Raw genomic sequence first — 19,734 nt, forward strand, 5'->3', positions numbered from 1 at the left:
TTTCGCGGTGCAACCCGATTGGCCCAGCGCACTTACGGTCAGAAACAGGCCAGCGTGTTCCCGCGCACCGCCGTCTCGGCCCCGATGCGCGGGGGGTCAAAGGGCTGCGCGGTGGAGTCGCGGGGGGTGAGGGTCCGGTCCCGGTTGAGCCTGGCGAACGTCTTCTCCGCCGCCGCCTCGTCCCACGCCGGCGTCGTACCGACGCCTTCGATGACCGGGTTGAACCCGGCGATGGGCACGACGGTGAACTCCGTCTGCGCGGCGGGCAGTCGGCTCACTTCGCTGCCGAGGTCGATGAGCTCCTCAGGTGTGAACCCCTGGTCGACCTTCGTCGAGCCGAGCACGGTCCGCGCCAGGTCGATCCCCCTGCCCGGATCGGTGAGGATCCGGGCGGTGTCGAGTCTGTGCATGACGCCGACCAGGAAACGGTGCCGGCGCTGGATCCGCCCCAGGTCGGCGCTTGCGTCCACATGGCGCGAGCGGACGTACTGCAAGGCCTTACCGCCCCCGAGGCGGTGCCGGCCGGGCCGGAGGTCCAGCTTGGTGGCCGAGTCGGACAGCCGCCTGGGGGTGCAGACGTCCACCCCCTCGACCGCGTTCACGCTGTCCATGAACCGCCTGAAGTCGATCTGCAGATAGTGGTCGACCCTGACGTTCGTCATGGCCTCCACCGTGCGGACCGAGAGCGCGGGACCGCCCTCCGCGAAGGCAGCGTTGATCTTCGCGGGGTGGGCGGGGAACTGCTCCCCGGTGCCCGGGTCCCGGTGCGCGGGGATCTGCGCCAACGAGTCCCTGGGGAGGCTGGCCACGCTGACGTGGTCACGCCGCTGCGAGACATGGATCAGCATCAGCGAATCGGTGCAGCCGCAGGCGAATCCATCGGCGTGGAACTTCTTCTTCTCCTGGCTCGAGATGGTGTCCCGGCCGTCCGTCCCCATGAGCAGAATATTTGTGCCGGGGCCCTCGGCAGGCCGGTTCACAGCGCCGTTGAACGCATCGACCCGCTGAATCCTGCCCGGCAGCGCGGAAACGGAATTATCCGCCACGGAAACCGCCGTAGCGAGAAGTACACCCAGGACTGCCGCGCCCAGGGGGACCTTTCTCCGACGACTCATTCGCGAAGGGCGTTTCGTCACCTGATTCGCTCCACAGCAGAGGGACAGATCTGACGGCACCGTATGCCGACCGAATAGCTTGAACGATGACCGCCCCGCGCGCCGCCGGGAAGTAACTCTTTCGCCCTAAAGGGAACTGTTTCGACTCGCGGAGAAGATGGAACAGAGAGCCAGAGGTCGCCCCGAGGAAGGCGAAGTACCGTGCCGGAGAACAAGAACCGCCGACCACCCAAGGGCTTTATTCCGCAGAGCCGGGAGTCGCCCGAATACCAAATCGACGAACCCCTTTACGGGGCGCTGTTCGACAGCTGGAGGCAGCGGGGCAGAACGCTTCCCGGGCAGCCCGACCGGGAGTGGGACGAGATCGTCGCCCGGGACATCTGGCCCCGGGACGGCCAGGGCCGTTGGGCCGCCGGGCAGGCGGACGACCCAACGGAATGACACCGCGGCTCAGCGGTTGTGGGCGCCGTTGCCCGACAGGATCGGGAAGTCGTCCAGGATGTGCGACAGCGGCTCGTCGCCCTTGGCCTGGGTGGAGTTCTCGACGCACTGCTGGTTCTGCGGGGCCGACAGGATCGGGATGTCATGGATGCCGACCGGCACGACGCCGGCGACCCCACCTGCGTTGCCCTTGACCGGCAGAGCGATGCAGGGCTTGTTGAGCGAGCCCTGGATGAGCGCCATCTGCGGGCTCATCTTGCCGTACGTGGCGGAGTTGCCGTACACCTGCGAGGCGCCGTTGCCGCTGTTCGACGTGGTGCCGCCGTCGTTGCCGATCGCCATGGCCTGGGGGGCCGCGACCGCCGAGATACCGGCGACCGAGGCGGCGACTGCGGCAGCCGCCATGACCTTCTTCATCATCATGAATTCCCTTCTCGTTGCCCCCGACCCGGGAGCTCCATGCCCAACTAAAATTTGCACGCATGGTTGCCCGGGTTCACTCTGACGGGTCCGCCCAGGCGTCGCCGACTAAATGACTATCGGTCGATCGCTCTCTGCATGTGCAGCCCGACCGAGTGAAGCACCGCAACCAATTCGACCGGCGCCCTGTTGTCCGGGCAGCATTAACTGGCGTCTGCGCGAAAAGGAACTGAAAATGCTCAAGAAGGCAATGGCAGCGGCAGCGGTCGCCGTTTCGGTCGTCGGCGTCTCGGCCGCGTCCGCCTCTCAGGCGCTGGCCATCGGTGACGACGGCGGCACCACGTCGAACAGCGGCAACGGCGCCTCGCAGGTGTACGGCAACTCCGCCACGTACGGCAAGATGAGCCCGCAGCTCGGCCTCATCCAGGGCTCGCTGAACAAGCCCTGCATCGCTCTGCCGGTCAAGGGCAACGCAGGTGGGGTCGCCGGCGTCGTGCCGGTCGGCATCCATGACATCCCGATCCTGTCGGCCCCGCAGAACCAGCAGTGCGTCGAGAACTCCACCCAGGCCAAGGGCGACGAGCCGCTGTCGCACATCCTGGACGACTTCCCGATCCTGTCCGGGAACGGCGCCCACAACCGCTGAGCCACCCGCCCCGGGAACCCGGGCCGCCCGCCTTCCAGGCGCGGCGGCCCGGTCTTCTTTGCCCTCGGCGCCCTTCTTTAACGCGGACGGCTCAATTCCCTTCCGCCTCACGGCTCGTTTTCACACCGAGGTAATGGCCTCAGTCATGAACGACGAGAGAAGGGTAGAGAGAGTGAATCTCAAGAAGAGCGCGACGATCCTCGCCGGCGCTGTGCTGGCCCTGGGCATGGCCGCTCCGGCGTTCGCCGACGCCGGTACCAAGGGTGCCGCGGTCGGTTCGCCTGGTGTCCTCTCCGGCAACGTCGTGCAGGTCCCGATCCACATCCCGGTCAACCTGTGCGGCAACACCGTCAACGTGATCGCCGCGCTGAACCCGGCGCTCGGCAACGCCTGTGCCAACGACGACTGACTGACGCCGCGGCCGTCGGGCCGTGGCTCCGCCGGCCTTGGACACGTCTCGTACTCCAAGGCCGGCTTCATCTGCGAGCAGGAAGACAACTTGATGCGACAGGCCCTGAACTTGGGAATGGTCGCGGCTGCGGCCGCGACGAGCATTCTGTCCCTGCCGGGCTCCAGTGCGTTCGCCGCGTCGGGCGCAGACGGGCAGGCGGCGGGCTCCCCCGGCATTCTGTCGGGCAACACGCTCCAGGCCCCCCTGGACGTCCCGGTGAACGCGTGCGGGAACACGGTCGACGTCGTCGCCGCGCTCAATCCGGCATTCGGCAACTCCTGTGAGAACAGGGGGAGTTCGCAGCCGTCATCCGTTCGCGGGGGCGGCTCCGACCGGGCCGTCGGCGGAGCTTCCCACGGGACCGGGGACGGCGGATACCGCGGCGGTGACGGCAAGTCCGAGGACGGTGCGCACGCCGAGAGTGACGCGCACGGGTCGCCCGGCATCCTGTCGGGCAACTCCGTACAGGCTCCGGTGCACACTCCCGTGAACGTGTGCGGGAACTCCGGGAACGTGGTCGGTGCGGTCAACCCCGCGACGGGCAACCACTGCTCCTCCGGAGTGGCCTCCCCGGAGGAGATCTCCGAGGTGCCTCCGCCGCCCGTGCGTGCCGTCGAGCCCCCGGCCCCGGTGCAGCCGCCGGCGACGCAGCGTCTGACTCCTCCGGACGTGAAGGCGCCGGTGCCGCACGCCCATGTCACGGGCGGGCACACGCAGTTGGCGGAGACCGGGACGGATCAGGATCTGCTGGCCGCAGCGGCGGCGAGTGCCGGGCTGCTGATCGGCGGCGGGGTCCTCTACCGGCGGGGACGTGCCGCCGCCCGGTGACGTGACCGCCCTACGCCAGGCCGGGAAGAACCGACGTTCGTGCTCTTCCCGGCCGGCGGACAGGGCCGTTCAACCGCTTGCTGCCATCCCACGGCGCAATCGCCGACGGCTGACGGGGGAGGCAGCCGGGCCCGTCTCACAACCGGGCCAGTCCACCACCGGGCGGCCCCCGCTGTGGAGCCGATTCACCCGTTCGCCCGCACCGTCACTCCAAAGGACGCCACGGGCGCGAACGCACCCGCGGCGGTCCCGGTCACCTGTCCGACCGTTCAGCGGTCGGCCGTCGCCGGCGGGGCGTGCGCCGACCTGCTTCCCGGCAGCGTGAGGCCGCCCGAGGGGCGCCCGCCGCGCGGTCGCCGCCGGTCCCCGTCCGCGAGCTGCGGCACGGTGAACGACGCGCCGTGCACGAAGCGCATCGAGGGGCCGGAATCCGCCGCCGTCATCAGGCCCGCGAGGAACACCCCCGGCCTGCGGGACTCGAAGCCTGAGCCGACGCGAGGCGTCGCCTGCGCGCCCGCGCCGAATCCGGCCGGCAGCGCGGGCGCGAGCATCCCCGTGCGGCCGCAGGACGCCCGGAACCCGGTCGCCGCGATGACGTGATCCGTCTCGATCGGCGGCACCCCCACGCCGGACCAGGAGGTAGCAGGTGAGGAGTTCCTCCCACAGCCTCCGGGTCACCGCAATGGCTCCCCCGTCGTCCATGGGAATGAGGACGACGGTCCCGCGACGCTCGCCGAGACCTGGCGCGGTCTGGCGCCGATCTCCTCCAGGGAGGCATCCGGGCCCGGCGGCGGATGCTCCCCGCGGGGAACGCCGGTGTCGGGCACGCGGGGGGACTCCTTCCTGGTGATAGCCCGAACGGGCGACGAGAGAGGCGTGTGTGCCGGTCCCCGGTTGGCGCAATGCCCATTCGTGTGACTCAGTGTCAGCAATGAAGGAAGTGCGGCACGAGGAGTAGGCATGTCCCCACAACGCCGAAGGGCCCTGAGCCGGCGCATCCCCTTGATGACGGCCGGGATCTTCGCGTCAGCGGTGATCGCGGCCGGTTCCGTCTCCGCCGCACCCGCCGGGACCCCCGCACCGGCACCGGTCGACGAGCCCGCCCCGACGACGGCACCCGCGCCTTCGCCCACCCCCACAGGCGGCGTGACGGATGCCGCGGGGGACACCTCGACGTTCCCCGCGTTCGGCGCCTACCTCGACTACGGGCCCAGAGGCGTGCAGCGCATGGGGCAGCTCAGCAAGTGGCTCGGCGGCTCCGAACTGCGCGTCGGGCACACCTACCTGCCGGGCGACCGGTGGAGCAACATCGAGGGCGCCCCCGGGTTCCTGGAGGACTGGGCGCAGTGGCGGCGCGAGCGGGACGACCGGCTCTTCGTGCTCAACGTGCCGATGCTGGAGCGCAACGAGGAGCGCGTTTCCGACACGGAGGTCCGCTCGCTCCTCGCGCAGGGCGCGGCCGGCGACTTCGACGAGCACTTCCGGCGCCTCGCCCAGCGCCTCGTCGATCTCAAGGTCCCGGACACGGTGCTCGTGCCCGGCTGGGAGATGAACGGCACGACGTACACGCACCGGTGCGGTCCCGATCCGGAGGCATGGAAGACGTACTGGAAGCGGATCGTCACCACGATGCGGTCGGTGCCGGGGCAGAAGTTCCGCTTCGACTTCACACCGACCCGTGGGCTCGACGCCGTGCCCTGGACCAAGTGCTATCCGGGCGACGACGTCGTCGACGTGATCGGCATGGACTCGTACGACCAGCCCGAGGGCAAGTCGTTCTCCGAGCAGGTCGCCGAGCCGTACGGGCTTCAGGAGCACGTCGACTTCGCCAAGGCGCACAAGAAGGCCATCTCGTACCCGGAGTGGGGGCTGTTCCGTAACGGGGACAACCCGGAGTACATGCGGCGCATGATCGGGTGGATCGACCGGTACAAGCCTCTCTACAACACGATCACGGACTACTGCCCGCACGGTGTGTGGCAGTGCGACGACAACCCCCAGTCGTCGATGGTCTACCGCTCGATGCTCTCCGGCCGCCTGGAGCCGTCGATGCCGTCGGTGCCTGAGCCGACCCAGCCCACGCAGCCCGAGACACCCCAGACGCCTGAGACGCCCCAGACGCCGCCGGTGACCCCGCCCGACTGCTCGCCGCTCAGCCTCGGCGACTGGGTGGAGTACTGGCTCGGCGGGAAGCTGTGCCTGCGGTTCGACTGGTGGTCGCGGCGCTCCTGACGCGCCGCAGTCCCGGCCCGTGGCGACGCGGTCATGACGACGCGTCGCCACCCCGGGCCTTCCACGCGTGCAGCGCTCTCTTGCCGAGGCGGCGCGCCGTCACGTCGCCGACGGCGAGGGCGAGCCCCGCCGACGTGCCGGGCCGGGCCAGCACGAAGCGCTGGTTGACGACGCTGTGGGGACGCCAGTGGTGCTTGTACGGCTCGTCGCCGCGCAGCAGGCTCAGGGAGCCGGACGCGCGCTCCTGGACGTGCTCGCTGCACGAGCGCAGCAGCATCGTGGCGACATCGGCCTTGCGTTCACGCAGGCCCGGATGGGCGCCGTACAGATATGCGCCGGTCAGGCACGGGGACAGGAGGGTCAGGTCGGCGGCAAGGACCGTCTCGTCGATACGGAACTCGGTCACGACCGCGTCGCCCGACCTGGCCATGAGGGAGACCGAGCGGGTGAGGTGCTCGGAGAAGCGCGGCCTGAGGTGTTCCGTCGTCACCTTGCGCCCCTTCCACTGGAGTTGGTGCAGTTCGACCAGGCGGCGCACCGAGCCGTCGATCTGGTCCGGCGGCACGACGCGGCGCTCGATCCCGAGGGCGTCCAGCTTGCGCACCTTGGCGCGGGCACGCTGCGCGCGGGCCCCCGGCAGCCGGCCCACGATGTCGTCCATCGGTACGGGCGGCAGCTCCAGGCAGAGCGAGTCGTCGAGGCGGCGCCTCGGCCCCGGCCACCGGTCGTAGAGACGCTCGACGGCGCTTCCCGGGCGGGCCTCACGGAAGTCGATCACGTGGGTGCGGGCGAGCCGCCACAGTGCGTCGCCCAGCGCGCGGACCCGGACGCCCTCACCATCACCGTCATCGTCGACGAGGACGTCGCAGAAGTCGGAGATGCTCCCGCCCAGCGGCACCAGGACCGGCAGGGGCCGCCACCGCCGCATCAGCGGCGCCGCGGCGACGAGCCGGCCTCCGTCCCGGACCAGGACCACGCACAGGCCACGCCCGGACCCGTACGAGAGCCACCACGAGTGCAGCCAGGCATGGCTCTGGAACGGGGTGGCGGTGCGCGACCTGCGGTACAGCGCCTCCCACTGCGGGCCCAGCGAGCCGAACCGGGCACTGTCGGTGCACACCTCGGCCGACAGGTCCCCGTCCCCGGGCCGCATCAGACGCTCCCCTGCAGGTCCGCGGCCGCCGCGGGCCCGGGGACGGTCGCCGCCGTCTCCGCCGGCTCGCGCCGGGGACGGACCAGCATCGCGAGCCCGCCGAGGAGGCCGCCCGCGCCGGCGCCCACGAGCGCGGTCACCTTGGGGGACGCCGACGACGGCGCGGTGGGCTTCACCGCGCGCGAGAACTGGAGGAGCTTCACCTTGGTGCCGGCCTGCGTGCGGTTGGCGTCGGCGGTCAGCGCCCGCGCCACCGCGTTGGCCATGTCGGCGGCCTTGCGCGGCTGCGCCGACGTCGCCGACACCGCGACCATCGGCGCGTCCGGCGAGGTCTCGGCCCGCACGCTGGCCTGGAGCACCTTCACGGATACGCCCGCCCGCTCCTGGGCGTCGCCGAGGACCGCGATCTGGGTGGCTACACGGCCGTAGGCCTGGGCGAAGCCGAGCGCGGTCGACGGGTCGGACATCTCGTCCGGCACCGCGATCACATAGCTCGTGGCGGAGTACTGCGGCGTCTTCAGCACGCCGTACAGGCCGCCCGCGAGGCCGCCGAGGAGGACCCCGGCCACGATCAGCGGCCACAGGGGGAGGCGCTTCACGCGGGCGGCCGTCCGGGCGAGGGGACCGGCCGGGCTGACCCGCCGGTGAGGAGCATCAGTCATCACTTACTCACTCTCGAACTCTCGAATCCGAACCGCCCAGGGCCGCCTCGTACAGCCGCAGGTGCTGTTCGGCGCTTCGGGCGATGCTGTAGTGGCGGGCTGCCGGGGACGCGGTGCGGCCGGAGGGCCGGGCCGCCACGATCCGCAGCGCCTGCCGTGCGAACGACTCCGGGTCGCCGGGGACGCGGACGGCCGTGGACTCCAGGTGCGGCGGCAGGTCCTCGACCGCGGGGCAGCTGACGTAGAGGACGGGCAGCCCGGAGGCGAGCGCCTCCACGACGGCGAGGCCGAACGCCTCCTCGTCCGACGGGGAGCCGAGCAGGTCCATCGCGCTCATGAGGGCCGGCAGATCGGGGTCACCGACGCGGCCCGACGGCGAGGCGTAGGGGCGCTCCCCGGCGAACACGACGCGGCGCACGACGCCCGCTTCCTGGGCGAGCCTGCGCAGCCGCTCCTCCTCGGGCCCGTTCCCGACGAGCAGAAGCCTGACGTAGTCCGGCAGTTGAGCCAGCGCCCGTACGAGGACGTCGAAGCGCTTGCCGGGGACGAGGCGGCCGACTCCGCCGATGACGAAGTCGTCCCGGTGCAGGCCGAGCAGGTGGCGGGTGGCGTCCCGCAGCGCCGGGTCGTGTGCGAAGCGGCCGACGTCGATGCCGTTGGGCACGACGTGGATACGGTGCTCGGGCACCCCCCACCGCGCGAGGCGCTCGGCCACCGAAGGGGAGACCGCCAGAGTGGCCTGTCCCACCCGCTCGCCCGCCAGATAGAGCGCGCGGACACCGGCCGACAGCGGGCGCCCCTCCATCCGGCTCTCCCCCAGCGAGTGCTCGGTGGCGACCACGGCGCGGACCCCGGCGAGGCGCGCGGCGAAGCGGCCGTAGACGCAGGCGCGGTACAGGTGGGTGTGCACGAGGTCGTAGCCGCCCTCGCGCACGAACCTGGTGAGCCGGGGCAGGGCGCCCAGGTCGCGGTTCCCGGTCATGCCGAGGTGCACGACGCGGACGCCGTCGGCGGTCAGGCCGCGGGCGACGGTGCCCGGGTTGGTCAGGGTCACCACGTCGCTGTGGACGGGCAGATGGCGCAGCAGGAGCCGCAGCTGCTGTTCGGCTCCCCCGGTCCCGAGGCCGGTGATGACGTGCAGGGTTCTCATGTACGGGCCTCCGGCGCGGGGGACGGGCGACGGCGCAGGCGGTGCAGGCGCAGCTTCAGTTCGAGGCGCCAGGCCGCGTCCTCCTGGCCGACGTGGACGCGCGGCAGGGCGAATTCGCCGGTGAGGTCGCCCGGCGAGATGGCGCAGGCGTAGCGGTATCCGGCGTGGCGGACGGCGTCCGCGACACGGCGGTCGACGGTGCCGTAGGGGTAGCAGAAGCCGGGGACCTCGCGTCCGGTGAGTTCCTCCAGGCGTCTTCGGCTGTCCTCGGTCTCCGCGCGCAGGACGCGGTCGTCGACGTGGGTGAGGTCGACGTGGGTCAGGCCGTGCGAGCCGATCTCGATGCCCGCGGACGCGGCGGTCCGGATGCCGCGCTCCGACAGGAGCGGCTTGCGCGGGCCCAGCGGGTCCCACTCGTTGACGCCGTCGAGGCGGCCGGGCAGGACGAACAGCGTCGCGCCGCAGCCGTAGTGGCGAAGCAGCGGCAAGGCGTTGTCGACGAAGTCGCAGTAGCCGTCGTCGAAGGTGAGCCCCACCAGGCCGCGGTCCGTGCCGAGCGCGCGGGCCTCCAGGAGTGCCGCCACGCCCACCCCGCGCAGCCCGCGCCTGCGCAGCCGGCCGAGCTGTTCGTGGAGACGCTCGGGGGAGACGGTGACGCGGTACGGGTCGTCGCGGCAGTCGTCCACGGAGTGGTACATCGCAATCCACATCGGCCGCTCGGGGAGCAGCCGGCGGGTGCGGTCCGGGAGCCACGGCCGTGCGCGCGGAACGGTTCTTGTCCCGGTGCGTCCTGTGTCATCGGTGCGTCCTGCGTCAACGGGCATGCCGGAGCTTTCTGGTCGCGGAGCGGACAACGGGAACGAGGGGCGCGAGGGACTCGGCCCTCAGCGCCCACAGGAGGACGACGAACACGGCCGCCACGGCGAGACACCCGGCCCCGCCCGCCGCGAGCGGCGACGTGAAGGAGGCCGCCGCCATCAGGCCCGCCACCGTCGCGCCCGCGGCGGCGAGCAGCGGCTTGCCCATCTCGGCCAGGACCTTGGAGACGTCGACGGGGACGCTGCGCCGGTCCATCGCGGCAAGGAGGAGTACGGCGGTGAGGGTGATCCCGAAGGCGTTGGCACCCGCGATGCCCCGTACGCCCCACAGGTCGACCGTCCGGGCGCCCACGCCGGCGGTGGCGGCCATGCCCACGGCCATCGCGCCCACCGGGTACCAGGTGGGGCGGCCCGCCGAGAAGTAGGAGCGGACCAGGGCGCCCACCATGGAGTGGCCGAGGAGGCCGAGGGCGTAGACGCGCATGACCGAGGCCGTGGCGGCGGTGTCGGCGGCGGTGAACGCGCCGCGCTGGAACAGGACGTGGATGATCTGCGGGGCGCAGGCGAAGATCGCGGCGGCGCCGACGAGGACCACGCAGGCGGCGAGGCCGAGGTCGCGCTCGATGCGGGCGCGGGCCGCCGCGACGTCGCCGCGCGCTACTGCCTGCGCCACCACCGGGAACGTGACGGTGCACAGCATCAGGGAGAACGACATCGGCAGCTGGGCCACCTTCTGGGCGTAGTTCAGGTGCGAGATGGAGCCCGCGGCGAGCGACGACGCGAGGAAGCGCTCGATGAACACCTGCGACTGCTTGCACAGGGCGAAGGCCAGGACGGCGGCGATGAGCCCGACGTGCATGGCCCGGATCTTGGCCGCGGTCTCGTCCCCGAGCTCGTCCCTGGCCTCGTCCGCGAGCTTCTCGTCGGCTTTCGCTTTGTTCAACCGCCTTTGAAAGGCAGGAAGTTGGACAGCCACCATCAGACAGCCGCCGACGGCCACCCCCATCGCCGCGGACCGCACGCCGAGGCGCGTCCCGCACACGAGCATCGTCGCGATGATGCCGATGTTGTACGCGACATAGATCGCGGCCGGTGGCAGATAGCAGCCGTGGGCCCGCAGAGCCGCGCTGCAGTATCCGGCCAGGCCGAACGTGAGGGCACACGTGGCGGTCAACCGGGTGCAGTCGACGGCCAGTTGGGGGTCGGGCAGGCCGGGTGCCAGGACGTGTACGAGGAACGGTGCACCCGCGATCAGCAGCACGGTCGCGGCCAGGAACGCGAGGCCGAAGCGAGGCAGTGACGACGAGACGAGGGACCGTACGGGATCGGTGCCTCCGGCCTGCGCGCGGCGGGCGATGGCCGCGCTGAACGCGGGCACGAGCACGAACGCCAGGCCGTCCTCGATGAGGAGCGTGGAGGCGAACTCCGGGACCGTCCACGCGACCAGGAACGCGTCGGTCTCGCTGCCCGCGCCGAAGAGGTGCGCGAGGGACTGGTCGCGGCCGAGACCGAGGATCGACCCGGCGGCCGAGAGGACGGCCGTGAGCAGGGCGGCCCGCGCGAGGCGGCTGTTCGACGCTCCGGGGGATTCGGGGGCGGCCGGCTCGGCCCTGAGCTGGGCGGGCAGCCCCGCTGCCGTACGGGTGTCGCCGTCCGCGGTGGGGATGGTCACGGCGTCGCCGCCTCCTTCAGGAGCGCCTGCGGCGCCAGGCCCCACCAGGCGGCGAGGCCGATGACGAGGGCGGCCAGCACGGTCGATGGACCGCCGATGTCGGCGTACACGAAGTCCACGAGCTGCCAGCCGAGCAGGCCGCACGCGACGAGGCCGCAGTCCGGGCCTGGCCGGGTGTGCGCACCGCGGCCGAGGCGGCGCAGGGCGAGCAGCAGCAGGGCGATCCAGCCGCCCGCGAGGGCCATCAGGCCGATCAGGCCCTGCTCACTGAGGACGAGCAGATACATGTTGTGCGGGGACAGCAGCGGCTGGCGCTTGAACGCGGCGCCCGCGCCCGCCGTGTCGCTGCCCGAGGAGAGCGCGAGCGAGGCATGGCTGTCGCGGTGGGCGGGGAACCCCTTGAGACCGACGCCCGTCGCCGGGTGCTCGCTCCACATGTCGACCGCCGCGGCCCACATCGTGTACCGGTCCGTGACGGACTGGTCGGGGGCGTCGGCGACCTGCGTGATGCTGCTCATGCGCTCCTGGAGCAGCTGCGTCCCGATGCCGAAGCCGCCCACCAGGACGACGGCGGCCGCCGCGGTCACGGCGAACAGGCGGACTGCGCGCCGCACCCCGGCGAGCAGCACCTGCGCGCCGCAGGCCACGACGGTCGCGATCCACGCGCCCCGGCTGAAGGAGAGCGCGAGCGGCAGGAGCAGCGCGAGCGCGCACAGCAGGGCGGGGGTGCGCCGGGCGGCGGTACGGGCACCGAGGGCCAGGCCGACGGCGGCCACGAGCCCGTACGACACCACCGTCGCCATTCCCATGACGTCCGTGGGGCCGAAGGTGCCGACGGCGCGGATGTCCTCGCCCATGTACGAGGCGCCGGTCCCGGTCAGGTACTGGTGGATGCCGATGCCGCCCTGCCACAGGGCCAGCCCCACGAACGACCAGGCGAGCAGCCGGAAGTCGCGGCGGTCGCGGACCAGGACGAGGACGGACACGGGGACGAGGACGAAGATCTGGCAGTAGCGGACCATGCCGACGAGCGCGGTCGACGGCGAGTCGGCGCCCGCCGCGGCGACGGCGATCCCGACGACGGGCATCCCGAGGAGGATCGCGGCGGTACGGGCCAGGGGGCGCTCGGCGCGACGCAGGGTGACGGCCACGCAGACGGCGACGACCAGGCCGGAGACCGCGTCCGCGAGACTGCCGCCCCCGGTTCCCGCCGAGCCGGGCGTCAGCGGGAGGCCGAGCACGGCGACCATCAGGACGACGGGGAGTACGGGGGCGTACCGGCCGAGGACGGCGACGAGCGCGGCGGCCGGGGCGGGGCGCACACCGGTCGGGCCTGGAGCCGTACGCAGCCCGGCGTCCGCGGGAGAGGCAGTCACGCGGTCAACTCCCCGTGGAACGTACGAGGGCTGCCGCGGTGCGCACCAGGATGCTGATGTCCTGCCACAGCGACCAGCTGTCGATGTACGCGTTGTCGAAGCGGGCGCGGTCCTCGATGGAGGTGTCGCCGCGCAGACCGTGGATCTGGGCGAGGCCGGTGATCCCGGTCGGCATGCGGTGCCGCTCGGCGTATCCGGGGTGGGCCTGGCTGAACTGCATGACGAAATAGGGCCGTTCCGGGCGCGGGCCGACGAGGCTCATGTCGCCGCGGAAGACGTTCCACAGCTGGAGCAGCTCGTCCAGGGAGGTGCGCCGCAGGAACCGGCAGAACCACGCCATCTGCTTCTCGTCGGCGACGCTCCACCGGGTGGCGGACTCCATCGCGTCGATCGGGCGGTGCGTGCGGAACTTCAGCAGCGTGAAGGGCTTCCCGTCCTTCCCGACGCGCTCCTGCCGGAAGACGACGCCGGGCCCTTCGGCGAGGCGCAGCCACACGGCGCACACGAGCAGGACCGGGCTGGTCAGGACGAGGAGGGCGCCGGAGACGACGAGGTCGAGCGCGCGCTTGCCGACGCTGCCACGGCGGCGGGCCGGCGGGCGCGGCCGGTAGCGGAACCCGGCGAGGTGCCGGGCCGCGTCGCCGGAGCGCGCCGGATAGGGGTCGGCCGACGGGTCGAACTCCCAGACGCCGCAGCCGTACTCGCCGAGCACCGCCAGCCAGGCCGCCCGGTCGGGCGCCGCGCCGTCGAGAAGGAGCGCCCGCCGCACCCCGTTCCGGATGATCGCGCGGCGCAGTTCGTCGGCCGTACCGAGGACGGGCAGGTCGGGCCCGTCGTGGTCGGGCGGCCGTTCGGGCCCCTTGTCCGCCAGGATGCCGACGGGGCGTACGCCCGAGCGCGGGTGGCGCAGCAGGGCGGCGGCGACCGGCCGGGCGACGGTCTCGGGGCCGATGAGGAGGGTCGGGCAGGGGCGGCGCGCGGCGGCCTCGCGGCGCCGCCGGTAGACGAGGCCCCGGCCCGCGCCCGCGAGAAGGCAGTGCAGGGCGGCGCCCGCCGCGAGCGTGGCGGCGGGCAGCGGGTCGAGCTGCGGGAACCCCGCGAGCCCGGCCGCCATGGCGCACCAGATCACCACGATGCGGCCGCCGATCGCGGGCCAGTCGTCGAGTAGAAGGCGGGGCTCGTCGCCGCGGTAGAGGCCCGCGCGTGCGTTCGCCGCCACGACCCCGGCGGCCAGCGCGATCACGAGCAGCGGGTGGTGCTGGACCGGCGCGATCACGAGGGTGCTGAGCACGGCGGCCGTACCGTCCGCCGCGAGGAGGGGCGTACGGGAGGGGTGCCGCTCGGCGGCGCGCCTTCCCGCAGGTGACCGGGGGCCGCCCACCTCGGCGCGTGGCGGGATGACCGAGGCGGTGAGGGTGCTCGGCGCAGTGGCGCGTGGCTGCCCCGCGGGGGAGGCAACGGTACGTTCCGCGGTCACGTGTTGATGGGCTCCCTGCACTCTGTGGGCTCCACGCCCAGTAGTTCGCGGTACACGTCTGCGACCGCGTCGGCGGTGCGCCGCACGTCGTGGTGCGTGCGCGCGTGCTGGAGGGCGAGGCCGCCGAGCGCGCCGAGCCGGTGGGGGTCGCGCAGCAGACCGGTCAGGGCGCGGGCCAGCGCGGCGGGGTCGTCCGGCGGGACGAGGCAGTCGGACGCGAGGCCGGCGGGCAGGCTCTCGCGGGCGCCGTCCACGTCGGTGACGACGACGGGCCGCCCGCAGGCCATGGCCTCCAGGGGCGCGAGCGCCATGCCCTCCCAGCGGGACGGCAGCACCACAAGGTCGGCCTGCCGGTACCAGGGCACGGGGTCGTCGGCGCCCACGAACCGCACGGAGGCGGTGGCCTGCCGGCGCAGCGCCGGCACGTCGGGCCCGTCCCCGACCAGCACGAGCCGAGCTCGCGGGAACCTCTCCTGTACGAGGGGCCAGGCGCGCACCAGGACGTCCTGGCCCTTCTGCCGACAGATGCGCCCGACGCAGACCACCAGCGGATCGGCGGTGGCCTCGCGCGGTTCGGGCGCGGGCACGAAGCGGGTGAGGTCCACGCCGTTGGGGATGACGTCCCAGCGCGCGGTGATCCCGGCGCGCTCGCCCGTCGCGCGCTCCGCCTCGCTGACGCACACGACCCGGGAGGCCCAGCGCGCGCCCCGGCGCTCCCAGGCGAGGGCGAGCCGGGCGGTGGCGCCGTCGACCGCCTCGAAGGACCAGGCGTGCGGCTGGAACACGGTGGGCACCCGGCCGCGGACGGCGAGGCGCGCGACGAGTCCGGCCTTGGCGCTGTGCGCGTGGACGAGGGTCGGCCGCACCTGCGCCACGAGCCGGGCCAGGCCGCGTACTTCGCGCGCGATACCGGGCCCGGGCGAGCGGGTCGCCTCCCAGGGCAGAACGTCGCAGCCGATGCGGCGCAGCGATCCGGCCAGGGGACCGTCGGGCGGGCAGGCCACGCTGATCCGCATGCCGGCCGTGAGCTGAGCCTCGGTCAGATCACGGACGACGCGGGCCACTCCGCCGTCGACGGGCTGGGTGACATGGAGGACACGCGGTCGAGAGGGTGTCGCTGTCAGTTGCATGCGCGTTTCCCTTCGTCATAGAGGAGGGAAACGCGCTAAGCCTTGGCGTCGACCGCTGCGAAGAGCACGCCGATCCAGGCCGTGTCCCGCCGCGATGTCATCCGGAGGTCGAGCCCCGGCCCCCGCTGCCCGATGCCCCGGCCGAGCGCGAAGACGTCCGAGTCGTAGCCGAGGGTGTTGGCGTACGCGGGGACCCTTCTCGGCTGCGCGCGTCCCGGTTCACTGATACTCGAATTGAGCACGTCGTCGGCCGGGTTGGCCGCGTTCCGGAGCGCGACGGGCAGGGCCCGTCGCCCCGAGGAGACACTCAGCGCGTCACCCCTGACGCCGCGGTCGCCGTTGTACGCGACCATGCCGACGCGTCCGGCCGCCCCGGCGCCGACGGGCACCCCGGCCAGGCGGACCGTGTGGTCGCGGTGCCGCGCGTCGAAGGAGGCGAACCCGTCCCACAGCGCGATCCGCCGCAGCGGCTCCGACGCCTTCTCGTACGCGGCGACCAGCGTCCAGCCGCCCCAGGCCCCGGCCGCCGAGCGCCCCTTCGCCACATTGAGCTGCGCGACGGTGTACGACCCGCCGCCGGACGCGCGCACGAGCCGGGTGACATCGGCGGACGCCTGATAGGCATCGGCGCCGCCCGCGACGCGGTGCCCGATCAGGGTGTCCGCGCGCACCGCCCTGTACTTCCCGCCGGGCTCGTGCAGCAGCACACGGCCGTTGTCCCTGGCCGGCTTCTGCTCGCCCGCGCGGAGATTGCCACCCCAGTAGAGGCGCGCGTACGTGACCCTGGCGCCGGCGGGCAGCCGGACCTCCGCGCTGCTGGAGTTGTACGTGTTCGGGTCGCGGTCGATGTCCGTGTAGACCATGTCGAAGTCACCGTTGGCCGCCGCCCTGCCCGAACGGGCCGCGGGGCACGACACCTTGGCCCCGGCGGCCGCGGTCCGGCAGCTGATCGCCGCGTTGGCCGCCCGGACCACCCCGCCGTGCTGAAGCGCCCGGTAGCGCTGGGTGAAAGCGATGCTCTCCGCCTCACGCGCCGGCGGCGCGGCCGCGGCGCCACAGGTCGCGGAAATCGCCGCAAGAGCAACGACGCCCACCGCCGTGCGGCGCAGGAACGAGCCCGTGTGATGGCGCATGGCCGATTCCCTTTCAGGGACAAAGAGCTTCTGAATCACGGAAATGAGAATGCGAAAGTCACATTTGATGGGAACCGGTTCTGCGCCCCGCCTCGCCGGGCCGGGAGGTGAGCCACTGTAGCGACGGATGCACATTTATCCGTGAAACCCGACATGTGTGTCGGAATGGTGAAAGGGGTGAATCCTCCGCCGCGCAGTCACCCGATCGGGGGCGCAACCCCGCACGGGTGGCGCGCGTTGATCCACGAGCCGGGCGCCCGCCCCGGAGCCGAATCAACCGACCGAGGAGCACTCCCCCATGTCGCGTACCGCGAAGGCCTTTGTCTTTTCCACCGTTGCCGCCGCCGCCCTGGCCGGCACCGCCGGCGTCGCCGCCGCCGACAGTGGCGCGCAGGGTGCCGCCACCCACTCCCCCGGCGTGATCTCGGGCAACGTCGTCCAGGCCCCGATCCACATCCCCGTGAACGTCTGCGGCAACACGGTCAACCTGATCGGCCTGCTGAACCCGACGTTCGGCAACCACTGCAGCAACTACTGATCCGGTTCCCCCGGACTCTTCCGCGGCCGCCCCGTTCGGGGCGGCCGTTCTTGCGTGCGTTGCGCCGTATGGGGGAGGGCGCCGCAGACCCCCGAACGGCCGCCCCACCTGGCACGACACGCCGAGAGACGAGGGCGATCACACACGGCGTGTCGCCGTTCGGTTGCGCAGTGCGATCAACCATTCCACGGTGGTCACAAGATCGGACAAGCACCACCGAAAGGCAACAACATGCACCATCAGCCCGTACGGCGCATTGCTACCACCGCTCTTTGCGCGACGATTCTCCTCGGCACCGCCGCCCCCGCGATAGCCGCCGAAAGCGACCCGGGAAGCTCCAGCAGCGTCGAGGCACTGCGCGCACCGGTTCCCGGAGCGGATGCGCTGCTGGGCCAGGTCGGCGCGCTCGGCAGCATGAGTTCCGTCATCACGCCGGTCACGGACCTGCTCACCGAGGTCCTCAAGGCCGACGACGGAAAGCTGTCCGCCGAGGCGGCACAGAAGCACGCGGACGCGATCAAGGCGGCCATCGACGCCGCCAAGGCCACCGTCCCCGCAACGACCACCACACCGAAGTCGGCCACCCCCGACGACTCCAAGGCGGCCCGGAAGGACGTGAAGGGCGACGCCCTGACCGCGCTCCAGACCGCCGTCGACGCGCTGCTCAAGGCGTCCACCGCGGGTGACGTCGCGGGCGTGGCCACGGCGGCCACGAACGTCGTCACCGGCCTGGTGAACCTGCTCGCCGCCACGCTGCTCGGTGGCGGGCTGCCCGCGCCCACTCTGCCGGGCCTGCCCAAGCTCCCCGCACTCCCGGGGGTCCCGCTCCCGTCCACGGCGTCCCTCCCGTCCACCTCCACGCTCCCGCAGACGCCGGCGCTCCCCGAGGCTCCCGCCCTGCACGACTGACGGGGGCGTGCCCGTATCGAAGCGGGCGCCCCCGCCCTCCCGTCGCGCCGGTCCTGCACCGGCGCGGCGGGCGTTTCATGTTCCGGTCGCGCCTGACAGGGCGCCCTGCGCCGGCAATTCACCTCTTCCTAAATCTCATATGAGAACTCCACGGCCCTTCGTTCGAGTGGGTTCGGCAAATCCCCTGACCTCAGAGTTTCCGTTGCCGGAGACGCTCGTTGGATATTCCGTCGCTGGTGACAAATCGTCACCCCAAGGAAGGAACATGATGAAGCCCCTGAAGGCCGCCGCCGTCGTCGCCGGATCCATGGTCATCGCCGGTGCAGCCGCACCCGCCTTCGCCTCCGACCTCACGCCGACGAGCCTCAACGGCGCGATCGAGACCCTGAGCCACCAGTCACTGCTCGACGCCCAGCCTCTGCACACCAACATGCTCGACACGGAGCAGGGCGGTTCGGTCCTCAACACGGTGCAGGACACGGCGGACAACGTGAACGACGCCGGTGCGGGCGCCCCGGCCGGACTCCTCGGCGGCCTTCCCCTCGGCAAGTAGCGATCTGCGCGGGTGCGTTCCCGCCACCCGCCGCACAACCAGGTTCACAAGCTGCGAAAAACCCCAATTGGGAAGGTTTTTGAGATGAACACTGCCAAGAAGGCTGCTCTGGTCATGACCGTCGCCGGTCTCGCTGCGGGCGCCGCTTCGGGCAGCGCCTTCGCCCACGGCGGCGCCGGCGCGGAGGGTGCCGCGGTGGGCTCCCCGGGCGTCGGTTCGGGCAACGTCGTCCAGGTGCCGATCGACGTTCCGGTCAACGTCGTCGGGAACACCGTCAACGGCATCGCCGGTCTCAACCCGGCCTTCGGCAACAGCGGCCAGAACGGCTGACGCAGCCCTTCGCGCACCTCTCGCGCGAAGCGGCACTCAGGCCACAAGAGGCTGGTCCCCCGCTCCGAGCGGCCCCGGACCGGCCTCTTGGCCTGTCCGGGGCGGCCCCGATTCTCGTTCGAGTGGGGGCCGTTCCTCCAAGCGGGTGAAAGGTCGCCGGGGCGCCGGACGACCGTGGCTACGCTGCCGTGGTGACTTCAACGCCGACTGAGAACCGCGCCTTCCGCGCCATCGATCTGGGCACCCTCGCCGTCATCGCATGGAGCGGCGAACACCCGGACGAGGCAGGGGACATGCCCTTCCTGCTGGCCTACTCCCTGGGGGACGGCGCGGGCGGGCAGGAGGCATCGACCGAAGCGGTACGAACCCTGCTGGAGAACAACGGCCTGCCGGTCGGCAAGGTCGTGGACGCCACGAGCAAGCCCAGCTTCCCCGTCTCGCTGCTCGTCGAGGCCGGCCAGGCCGTCGTCAACATGCCGTACCTCAATGCCCAGTGCGTCGCGCCCCCCGAGTGGCTGGCTGCCGCGGCCGAACGCGGTTACGCGTACTTCGTGTTCACCACGCGCCCCTGGACCTCGGCGGTGCCCGGCAGCCCGGTCGCCGAGGAGGACTTCGCCTCGTTCGCGGGTGACGAGGCGACGCTGACCGGCGCGGCCCACTGCCTGCTCCCCGTACGCAAGCTGCGCGTCTGACGAGAAGG

22 protein-coding genes are annotated in these 19,734 nt (G+C 72.1%); 10 read left to right on the plus strand and 12 right to left on the minus strand.

The genetic code is table 11. From position 1 onward, the window contains the following. Nucleotides 1-38: 38 nt before the first annotated feature. Nucleotides 39-938, minus strand: coding sequence for an LCP family protein (locus CG723_RS28410; RefSeq protein WP_234374564.1), 900 nt, complete (start codon nt 936-938; stop codon nt 39-41). Between the two features lie 378 nt (nt 939-1,316). Between CG723_RS28410 and CG723_RS28415 the strand changes: the two genes are divergently transcribed. Beyond that, entirely contained in the window at nt 1,317-1,556 is a 240-nt protein-coding gene (locus tag CG723_RS28415; protein WP_100596349.1) for a hypothetical protein, read from the plus strand. A 9-nt stretch (nt 1,557-1,565) separates the two neighbouring features. Here the strand turns inward: CG723_RS28415 and CG723_RS28420 are convergent, their stop codons facing one another. After that, complete coding sequence (locus CG723_RS28420) at nt 1,566-1,976, minus strand: rodlin (RefSeq protein ID WP_100596522.1); 411 nt, start codon at nt 1,974-1,976, stop codon at nt 1,566-1,568. A 235-nt stretch (nt 1,977-2,211) separates the two neighbouring features. Between CG723_RS28420 and CG723_RS28425 the strand changes: the two genes are divergently transcribed. The 3 genes from CG723_RS28425 (at nt 2,212) to CG723_RS49005 (ending at nt 3,901) form a co-directional block, all read left to right on the plus strand. Beyond that, a complete protein-coding gene (locus tag CG723_RS28425; protein WP_100596350.1) occupies nt 2,212-2,622 on the plus strand; it encodes a rodlin in 411 nt (136 codons plus the stop codon). Between the two features lie 226 nt (nt 2,623-2,848). Further along, nucleotides 2,849-3,031, plus strand: a complete 183-nt coding sequence (locus CG723_RS28430) for a chaplin (RefSeq protein WP_267893737.1) — start codon at nt 2,849-2,851, stop codon at nt 3,029-3,031. Nucleotides 3,032-3,124: 93 nt separating this feature from the next. Continuing rightward, the gene (locus CG723_RS49005; protein WP_199841928.1) at nt 3,125-3,901 is read left to right on the plus strand and encodes a chaplin; all 777 of its coding nucleotides are present in this window, start codon (nt 3,125-3,127) and stop codon (nt 3,899-3,901) included. Nucleotides 3,902-4,170: 269 nt separating this feature from the next. Here CG723_RS49005 and CG723_RS28440 read toward each other — a convergent pair whose 3' ends face one another. Further along, entirely contained in the window at nt 4,171-4,527 is a 357-nt protein-coding gene (locus tag CG723_RS28440) for a hypothetical protein (protein ID WP_159032568.1), read from the minus strand. A 334-nt stretch (nt 4,528-4,861) separates the two neighbouring features. On the opposite strand from CG723_RS28440, the gene CG723_RS28445 reads away from it, so the two are divergent. Next, complete coding sequence (locus tag CG723_RS28445; RefSeq protein ID WP_100596354.1) at nt 4,862-6,133, plus strand: glycoside hydrolase family 26 protein; 1,272 nt, start codon at nt 4,862-4,864, stop codon at nt 6,131-6,133. Between the two features lie 31 nt (nt 6,134-6,164). Here the strand turns inward: CG723_RS28445 and CG723_RS28450 are convergent, their stop codons facing one another. The 9 genes from CG723_RS28450 to CG723_RS28490 all read right to left on the minus strand — a co-directional run bounded on the left by CG723_RS28450 (nt 6,165) and on the right by CG723_RS28490 (nt 16,704). Then, a complete protein-coding gene (locus tag CG723_RS28450; protein WP_100596355.1) occupies nt 6,165-7,286 on the minus strand; it encodes a GNAT family N-acetyltransferase in 1,122 nt (373 codons plus the stop codon). After that, on the minus strand, nt 7,286-7,948 hold the full coding sequence (locus CG723_RS28455; protein ID WP_100596356.1) for a lipopolysaccharide biosynthesis protein: 663 nt from the start codon (nt 7,946-7,948) through the stop codon (nt 7,286-7,288). Before CG723_RS28455 ends, CG723_RS28450 begins: the two co-directional genes overlap by 1 nt. Before the next feature lie 7 nt (nt 7,949-7,955). Beyond that, nucleotides 7,956-9,098 carry a glycosyltransferase gene (locus tag CG723_RS28460; protein WP_100596357.1) on the minus strand — a complete coding sequence of 381 codons (1,143 nt, stop codon included), beginning with the start codon at nt 9,096-9,098 and terminating at the stop codon, nt 7,956-7,958. Next, nucleotides 9,095-9,796 (minus strand): polysaccharide deacetylase family protein, encoded by a 702-nt coding sequence (locus tag CG723_RS28465; protein ID WP_100596358.1) that lies wholly within the window; start codon nt 9,794-9,796, stop codon nt 9,095-9,097. Before CG723_RS28465 ends, CG723_RS28460 begins: the two co-directional genes overlap by 4 nt. Nucleotides 9,797-9,911: 115 nt before the next feature. After that, nucleotides 9,912-11,588 (minus strand): murein biosynthesis integral membrane protein MurJ, encoded by a 1,677-nt coding sequence (murJ, locus tag CG723_RS28470; protein WP_100596359.1) that lies wholly within the window; start codon nt 11,586-11,588, stop codon nt 9,912-9,914. Beyond that, a complete protein-coding gene (locus tag CG723_RS28475) occupies nt 11,585-12,964 on the minus strand; it encodes an O-antigen ligase family protein (RefSeq protein ID WP_442802595.1) in 1,380 nt (459 codons plus the stop codon). The genes murJ and CG723_RS28475 overlap by 4 nt, the downstream gene beginning before the upstream one ends. A gap of 4 nt (nt 12,965-12,968) precedes the next feature. Further along, complete coding sequence (locus CG723_RS28480) at nt 12,969-14,441, minus strand: exopolysaccharide biosynthesis polyprenyl glycosylphosphotransferase (protein ID WP_100596360.1); 1,473 nt, start codon at nt 14,439-14,441, stop codon at nt 12,969-12,971. Beyond that, nucleotides 14,438-15,571, minus strand: coding sequence for a glycosyltransferase (locus CG723_RS28485; RefSeq protein WP_100596361.1), 1,134 nt, complete (start codon nt 15,569-15,571; stop codon nt 14,438-14,440). Before CG723_RS28485 ends, CG723_RS28480 begins: the two co-directional genes overlap by 4 nt. A gap of 35 nt (nt 15,572-15,606) precedes the next feature. Continuing rightward, nucleotides 15,607-16,704 carry a DUF3344 domain-containing protein gene (locus CG723_RS28490; RefSeq protein ID WP_100596362.1) on the minus strand — a complete coding sequence of 366 codons (1,098 nt, stop codon included), beginning with the start codon at nt 16,702-16,704 and terminating at the stop codon, nt 15,607-15,609. A gap of 298 nt (nt 16,705-17,002) precedes the next feature. Between CG723_RS28490 and CG723_RS28495 the strand changes: the two genes are divergently transcribed. From CG723_RS28495 to CG723_RS28515, 5 genes are all read left to right on the plus strand, one after another. Next, nucleotides 17,003-17,242 carry a chaplin gene (locus CG723_RS28495; RefSeq protein WP_100596363.1) on the plus strand — a complete coding sequence of 80 codons (240 nt, stop codon included), beginning with the start codon at nt 17,003-17,005 and terminating at the stop codon, nt 17,240-17,242. Nucleotides 17,243-17,473: 231 nt separating this feature from the next. Further along, on the plus strand, nt 17,474-18,151 hold the full coding sequence (locus tag CG723_RS28500) for a hypothetical protein (protein WP_100596364.1): 678 nt from the start codon (nt 17,474-17,476) through the stop codon (nt 18,149-18,151). Between the two features lie 268 nt (nt 18,152-18,419). Next, nucleotides 18,420-18,704 carry a hypothetical protein gene (locus CG723_RS28505; protein WP_100596524.1) on the plus strand — a complete coding sequence of 95 codons (285 nt, stop codon included), beginning with the start codon at nt 18,420-18,422 and terminating at the stop codon, nt 18,702-18,704. Between the two features lie 84 nt (nt 18,705-18,788). Then, entirely contained in the window at nt 18,789-19,034 is a 246-nt protein-coding gene (locus CG723_RS28510) for a chaplin (protein WP_100596365.1), read from the plus strand. A 191-nt stretch (nt 19,035-19,225) separates the two neighbouring features. After that, nucleotides 19,226-19,726, plus strand: a complete 501-nt coding sequence (locus CG723_RS28515) for a DUF5949 family protein (RefSeq protein ID WP_100596525.1) — start codon at nt 19,226-19,228, stop codon at nt 19,724-19,726. The last annotated feature ends 8 nt before the right edge of the window (nt 19,727-19,734 follow it).

Origin of the sequence: Streptomyces sp. CB01635 (assembly GCF_002803065.1) — a bacterium.
In the GTDB taxonomy this organism is placed as follows: Bacteria; Actinomycetota; Actinomycetes; order Streptomycetales; family Streptomycetaceae; genus Streptomyces.